The following is a 5654-nucleotide window of genomic DNA, read 5'->3' as shown; positions in this document are numbered from 1 at the left end:
CCCCCCCGACCGTTCAGACGATATCGTCGACCACGCCACCATCCACCCGCAGCGCGGCGCCGGAAGTGGCCGAGGCCTGTGGCGAGGCCAGGTACACCACCATGTTGGCCACTTCCTCCACCGTGGCCGCGCGCTGGATCACCGAGGTGGGCCGGTTGGCCATCACGAACTCGCGGCCGAGCAGCTCCAGCGATTTGCCGGTGCGGGCGCGCTCGTCTTCCATCATCGCCGCGAAGCCATCGGACAGGGTCGGGCCCGGCAGTACCGCGTTGACGGTGACACCGCTGCCGGCGACACGCTTGGCGAGCCCGCGCGACAGCCCGAGCAGGGCGGTCTTGGTGACGCCGTAGTGGATCATGTCGGCGGGGATGTTGCGGGCGGACTCGGAGGACAGGAACAGCACCCGGCCCCAGCCACGCGCGACCATGCCCGGCAGCAGCGCCCGCGACAGGCGCACCCCGGACATCACGTTGGTCTGCCAGTACTGCTCCCAGGTGGCATCGTCGGTCTCGTAGAAATCCTGCGGCCCGAAGATGCCGGCGTTGTTGACCAGGATGTCGATCGGCGGCAGTGCCGCGAGCAGCGCGTCCACGCCGACCGCCCCGGACAGGTCGGCAGCGATGCCGTCCAGTGTCGCATCCGGCAAGGCGCTGCGAAGGTCGGCCAGCGCACGGGCCACCGAGGCCTCGCTGCGGCCGTTGACGACAACACGTGCGCCCGCGGCAGCCAGCCCATGGGCGATGCCGTGGCCGATACCGGCGGTGGAGGCGGTGACCAGGGCGGTCCGCCCGGTGAGATCCAGATGCATGGGGATGATCCTTGTGGAGAAGGCACCCAGAGTCTGCCCGACGGTCTGTCGTGGCGATGCCATGGGCGTGATCCAGAGATCGGGGCGGTGCCGGCCCGGGACCAGTGCGACACCCGCAACGCATGCATGCGCGGCGTGGTGGTTCAGCGCAGCGTACGCGCTGCCTCGTTGGCGGCCCCGCGCAGCTTGGGCAGCAGGCGCAGCATCAGCCCCATCTGGGTGCGGATCAGCTGCAGCTTGGGCGGCATATCGTCCGGGATCTGCTCCAGCTGCTCGGCCAGGGCCCGATCGCCCTCGTTGGCGTCTTCGGCCACCGGTTCGCGCTGCTGCAGCGCACTGGCGATCTGCCGCATCGCCTGCTGCACCCGTTCGCCGCCGGACAGCGCGAGCGGATCCTTGCCGTAGCTGTCCAGCTGGGTGCGGTGCGCACCGAGTGCGGAGAGATGGCCGAGCAGGGTGTTGGAGAGCGCCAGGAAGCGGAAGCCGGCATCCAGGTTGCGGCGCACGTGACCGGGCTCGCGCAGCATGTTCGATAACGCGGTGGACAGCGCCGCGTCGGCGTTGTGCATGTCACGGCGTGCGATGCGGTAGGCCAGGTCGTCCTGCATGCCGCTGCCGTACTGGCCGAGCACCGCGTGCAGGTACTTCGCGCAGTTGTCGAGCACGCGCGCCATCACCAGGTTCAGGCGGCGACCCTGCCAGTCGGGCAGGATCAGGAACGCGGCGGCGGCGGCGATCGCGCAGCCCAGCAGCGTATCCACCAGCCGCGGCCAGATCAGCAGGAAGCCATCGCCGATCAGGTTGAAGCAGGTCAGCGCCATCACCGTGATCGCCGCCGAGGCCACCAGGTAGCGATCGCTGCGGGTGAAGAAGAACAGCAGTGCCGAGATCAGGGCGATCAGCAGTTCGATGCGCAGGTCCTGGAACAGCTGCATCAACGCCCAGGTGAGTACCAGGCCGATCAGCGTGCCGGCGATCCGTTGCGCCAGGCGCTGGCGGGTGGCACCGAAGTGCGGGCGGCACACAAAGACGATGGTGAGCAGCACCCACGAGCCGTTCTGGGCGTTGAACAGCCGGATCGCGGCGAAACCGACGATCAGCGCCAGCGCCATGCGCAGGCCATGCCGGAACAGCACCGAGCCGGGGGTGAGCTGCTGGCGGATGCGCACGCCCATCTCGCGCAAGGTGTGCGGGTTGGTATCGCGCAGGCGGGTATCGACGTTGTCCAGGGTGGACTCGGACTTCTCGGCCTCGGACAGGCGACGTTCGATGCTCTGCAGGTTGTGGCCGAGCAGGTCCAGCGAGGCCAGCAGACGCTGCCACTGCGGGTTGTGCTGGGCACGCAGCCAGGTGAGCGAATCGGTGAGATCGGCGGTGGCCTGCTTGGTGCGCTCGCCGTACTGGAACGGTTGGCGCAGGCGGATCGCCTGGCCCAGGTTGGCGCAGGCCTCACCCTGCAGCGCGAGCAGGCGCTGGCAGCGGTACAGCACGTCGCTGTGGAAGAACGCCTCGGTGAGCGCGCCGTAGGGGTAGTGCGAGGAGCTGGCACGCTCATGGAAGTCCTGCGCCATGTAGTACAGGCGCAGGTACAGGCCGGACTGCACGCCGGGCCGGCCGGAGCGGCCAAACCGGGCGAGAATCGCGGTCTTGGCGATGTTCAGCGCCTCGACCACGCGGCGGTTCTGCTCGGCGAGGGCGAGCTGGCGCTTCTGCACGTCCGCATCGCGGACCGGTTCGAACAGATCGGCCTTGAGCTGCAGGTAGCGGCCCAGCTCCAGATACAGGCGGGCCACCCGCTCGCGCACGGGCCGGTTGGCGAACAGGGCGGTCCACAGGATCGAGAGCAACGCGTACCAGACCGCACCGGCCAGCAGGTGGCTGACCGCGTTGATCGCCTGGGGCAGATCGGTCGCGCCGTGCTGCTCCAGCCCGATCATGGTGTAGATGGCCAGCGTCACCGTGGCCTGCGCGATCGAGGCGTAGCGCTCGCCGAGCGCGCCGAGCAGGGTCAGCCCGAAGGTCGCCGCCGCCAATGCGGTGATGAACCACCACGGATGCGGGAACAGCACCACGACCGCGGCGGCGGCGGCCACGAAGCACAGCAGTGACAGGGCGACCGATTTGATCCGGCCCCACCAGTTGTCGTCGGTCTCGGCGATCGCGCTGGCGATGATGCCCAGGAACACGCCAGGCAGCGCAGGCAGCTGGTCCAGATACCAGCACAGCCCCATCGCCGCGGACAACGCGATGAACACCCGCAGGCCATAGCTGGCCTTTTCATGCGCCCACAGGCGGCTGACGCGGGTTTCGAACGAAGGCATGGCGGCTCGACGGAAGGCAGGCCGCCATTATTGCCGGAGCGGGGTGAAGGGGACACCTCTGTCTGCGGGGCTGGGTCGGCGTGGGTGGGTTGCCGGGACACGCAGCAAGTACGTCCTTGTAAGCTCGATTCGCGCCATCCATGGCGCGCCCCGGTCCCGTCCCCCCCCCCCCGCCGCCCTCCGACAGTGGGTCGGTGCGCATCGAAAAGCGGGGCCGGTGCAATTTACATATCGAACCGCACACTTACCGCGAAGGTGCGCGGCATGCCCACGCCTGCGTTGGACCAGTACTTCTTGTTGGCCAGGTTCTCCACGCCGGCGCGCCAGGTGACCGGATGGCCGGCGGCCTGCATGCGGTAGCCGAGGCCGGCGTTGACCAGGGTGTAGTCGGGCAGTTTGAGGGTGTTGTCGGCGTCGTAGTAGACGTCACCGTAGTAGCGGGCCAATGCATACACGCTCAGACCGTCAATCTGCGGGATGCTGTAGTCGGCGTGCAGCACGCCCTGCCAGCGGGCGGCGCCGGCGGTGCGGTTGCCTTGCTGGGCGACGCTGTCGGGGGAGAGTTTGTCGTAGGTCGGGTCCAGCCAGGTCACGCCGCCACCGAGGGTGAAGGCATCGGTCAGGCGCACATCGCCACTGACTTCCACGCCTTCGTACAGGGTGATGCCGTCCTGCACCAGCAGCTTGCCGGCGGACGTAATCAGGTCGATGTTCGCGCCACGCTCCAATCGGAAGGCGGCCGCATTGGCGCTCCAGCGCGGGTACTCGATCTTGGCGCCGATCTCGTACTGCTTGCTGATGGTGGGGTCGAGCACGTCGCCGGCATTGATGTAGTCGCTGCCCACGCGGCTGCCGGCTTCCAGCGATTCGACATAGCTGGCGTACACCGTCACCGCATCGGCCGGCTTGTACATCAGGGCGTAGGTCGGGGTGACCGGATAGGTGTGGTACGCGCCCTTGTTTTCGAAGTCGTTGTAGCGCGCGCCGGCCAGCAGCGACCAGCCATCGGCGAAGCTGACGGTGTCGCTCACGAACACTGCCTGCTGCACGGTTTCGCTGCCGCGGCTGAGCACGCGTGAGCCGACCGCATCATGGCGCAGCGTCGGACGTTGATAGAGGTTGCCGCGGCCGAGGGTGTTCCATTCGTACGGGCGGTCCCAGCCCAGGCCGGTCTGGTGGGAGACGCCGGCAACGACCTGGTGCGACAGCGGGCCGGTCTGGAAGCGGCCCTGCACGATGGCCTGGGCCAGCTTCCACTCGCTCTTGCCGCCGAGCTCGTAGGTGTTGATGTCGTAGTCGCCGTTGACGTCATCGATGTAGGCGAAGATCTTGTTGACGTCATTCCAGGAGGTGGTCACGCCATAGCTCAGGCTGGCCTTCCAGTCGCTGTTGATCTGCCAGTTCAACGCGGTGGAGAGCAGGCTGGAGCGGGTGTCGTAGTAGCTGCCGTCGATGCTGTTGTCGATGTCGCCGGCCAGCGGGCGCGGCAGCTCGGTCAGGCCGATGAAGTAGTACTGCGGGGATTCGTTGCTGAGCTCGCGCGACTGGAACACGCCGTCGAAGGTCCAGGTGAGGCGGTCGCTCAGGCGTGCATCCAGCGACAGCGCGCCGACCTTGCGGTTCACGTCGCCGCCGTTGAAGGTCTCGCCTTTCTCCTGGTACGCATTGAAGCGGTAGCCGAACATGTCTTCGTTGCCGAAGCGCCCGCCCACATCGACCTGGCCGCTGACGATGCCCGCCTCGCGCCAGCCGAGCTGCGCCGACAGCGTGGTGACCTCGGTCGGCTTCTTGGTCACGTAGTTGACGATGCCGCCGGGCTGGCCGAAGCCATACATGAAGCCACCGGGACCTTTAAGCAGTTCGACCTGCTCCATCACTTCCAACGGCCACTCGGTGCCCCACGAAGAGACCTGCAGGCCGTTGACGCGGTAGCTGTCGTAGCTCAGATCGATGCCGCGGTTGCGGATCGGCGAGCTCCAGCCGCTGGCGTAGGCGCTGACCTGGGTGACCACCGAGGGGTCGGTGAGGAAGGCCTCGCCAAGCGAGACCACCTGGCGCTTCTCGATATCCTCGCGGCCCACCACCGAGATCGCGAAGGGGGTATCGCGCACGGCGCGGTCACCCAGGGCGCCGGTGTCGGTATGGGTGCGTTCGGCGGTGACCTTGATCGCATCCAGATCGGTGGCCGAGCGCGCCCGGGCGCCTACATCCGGGGCGGACTGGGCGTGGGCGGTGCAGGCCGCGGCGAGGGAAAGGGCGAGCAGGGCCGGGCGCAGGGCACGGGTATGGCGGCCCGGCACGACGGCCGGGAGCAAAGACACAGTCTGGCGCATGTTGTGGGGGTCCTCTGCGGACAGCAGCACACCGTCCGCGATCAGAAGAAAGCGGAAAAAGAGGAAGTGGCTGAGTCGTCAGGCTGGCCGGGGAACCGGGAGCGGGGCAGCGCGCTGGGGCAATGCAGGACCGTGGCTGATGCGAATTGTTCTCTTTTGGGCCGGAGGCGTCAATCCGGCAGGGGGGGGGCC

3 protein-coding genes are annotated in these 5654 nt (G+C 67.9%); all 3 read right to left on the bottom strand.

Translation table 11 applies throughout. The features are described from left to right. Nucleotides 1-13 precede the first annotated feature (13 nt). Complete coding sequence (locus tag ACE026_RS10395; protein WP_486038941.1) at nt 14-808, bottom strand: SDR family NAD(P)-dependent oxidoreductase; 795 nt, start codon at nt 806-808, stop codon at nt 14-16. 143 nt (nt 809-951) lie between these two features. After that, entirely contained in the window at nt 952-3129 is a 2178-nt protein-coding gene (gene yccS / locus ACE026_RS10390; protein ID WP_486038940.1) for a YccS family putative transporter, read from the bottom strand. 224 nt (nt 3130-3353) lie between these two features. Beyond that, nucleotides 3354-5462, bottom strand: a complete 2109-nt coding sequence (locus ACE026_RS10385; protein ID WP_486038939.1) for a TonB-dependent siderophore receptor — start codon at nt 5460-5462, stop codon at nt 3354-3356. Nucleotides 5463-5654: the final 192 nt, after the last annotated feature.

Source organism: Stenotrophomonas sp. AGC87 (assembly GCF_057333975.1).
Note: the sequence above shows the minus strand (reverse complement) of the source record. Positions and strands in the feature narration are given on the sequence as shown.